The sequence below is a fragment of the Bradyrhizobium sp. P2_E8 genome, from assembly GCF_056403875.1.
On record NZ_JBFUES010001430.1, the window covers coordinates 1 to 1383 of the forward strand.

The 1383-nt window shown below is 65.5% G+C and carries 1 protein-coding gene and 1 pseudogene; both read right to left on the reverse strand.

What is annotated here, in order from left to right; genetic code table 11:
- Nucleotides 1–837 (reverse strand): annotated as a pseudogene (locus tag AC1D00_RS41135) (methyl-accepting chemotaxis protein); the annotation flags it as partial.
- Between the two features lie 105 nt (nt 838–942).
- Entirely contained in the window at nt 943–1380 is a 438-nt protein-coding gene (locus tag AC1D00_RS41140) for a DUF1810 domain-containing protein (protein ID WP_477014647.1), read from the reverse strand.
- Nucleotides 1381–1383 lie beyond the last annotated feature (3 nt).

The window sequence follows — 1383 nt, forward strand, 5'->3', positions numbered from 1 at the left end:
GTGTTCGTACTTGCCGCTGACCGCACCGTCCTTGACCAGCTTGAGCTCGCGGCCGAACTCCTCGATATAGACCGAGTTGAACTTCTCCAGCGCAGCGGCGACGTTCGCCGGAGTTGCCGGATTGCCGCGCAATTCCAGCAGCGCCATCACGATCTGGTCGTTGCGGCCCTGCGAGCGGCTGATCTCGGCCTTCTCCGCGTCCGTCGCCGGTTTCTTGCCTCCGACGAGGTTCTTGTGCAGGCTGGAGTTGAAGCCGCCAACGTCGCGCAGCGTCATCGCGATATTGGCGTAGCTGGCCTGCCGGTAGGCGTCGCCGTTGAGGATCGCCATGCGGCGGACCTGCTCGTTGAGCAGCGCGGTCACGGCGCCGTTGAGCACGGCGTTGTCGGCGACGATCTTCTTGGCGGCGTCCTTGCGCGCCTCCGCCGGTCCGGCGAGCGCCTTGTCGATGGCTTCGCGCAGCGCGGTGAATTTCGAATTGATGCCGTCGATGTTGTTGCCGGTGGTGGCGCCGTCGTCGAACGGGCCGGGCAACTCCTTGCGCAGCGCATTCATCCTGTCGCGCGCGCCGTCGGTCTGCTTGCGCAGCTTGTCCTGCTCGGCGAGCAGCGCAGGGTCGATGCTCGCCGGCCCATAGAGGATGTTGGTCGAAAAGCCGCGCTCGGGGTTGAGATAGCGCGGGATGTCGCTGGCAGCGCGGACAATCGCGAGCCGCCCCTGTGCCTCGGTGATCCGCTCCATCGTCTGGTATTTCGTCACGGCGACGTAGACGGCGAGGCCGCCGCCCACGGTCGAGAGCGAGACGATGGCGGTGGTCAGGAGCGTTCCGATTTTCATGATCTGTCCGGCAATTGGCGCGGGAGAATAATTTTGCACGGAAGATAGGCAGCCGGTGTTAATCCCGGGTTTACGCTGATCGCTGCCGGCGAGCAGGCTGGGTCCCTAGGCCTTTCGATCCAGCGCAGCGAGGATCTCCAGCGTCGCACCGTCGCGCTCGCCTGCGAAGTACTGGGCGAGCGCCTCGCCGAAAATGGGATCGTCCGACACCGCGCCGAACAGCGTCATCGAGGAGCGGAATTTGGCGTCATCAGGCGCGCCGAGGATCGCGTTGATGGTCCGTCCCTGAACGGCGAGCACGAGCCTGGTGCACTCGATCAGGCGCGGGCCAAGGACGGGGTGGGCGAGGTAGGCTTCGGCCTCCGCGCGCGAGCCGATGGCGTAGCGCTGCGCCATGGCGCTGAAACCGAGGCCGGCAACCTGCGGGAAAACGAACCACATCCAGTGGCTCTGCTTGCGGCCCCGGGACAGCTCGCCGGTGACGGTGGGATAGACCGGGTTTTGGGCCTGAACGAACCGGTCCAGATCGAAAGGAGCGGTCATTGG

Bases quoted from the DNA above. Each gene is read 5' to 3' on its own strand.
- AC1D00_RS41140 (WP_477014647.1), bottom strand. From the start codon at position 1,380: ATGACCGCTCCTTTCGATCTGGACCGGTTCGTTCAGGCCCAAAACCCG.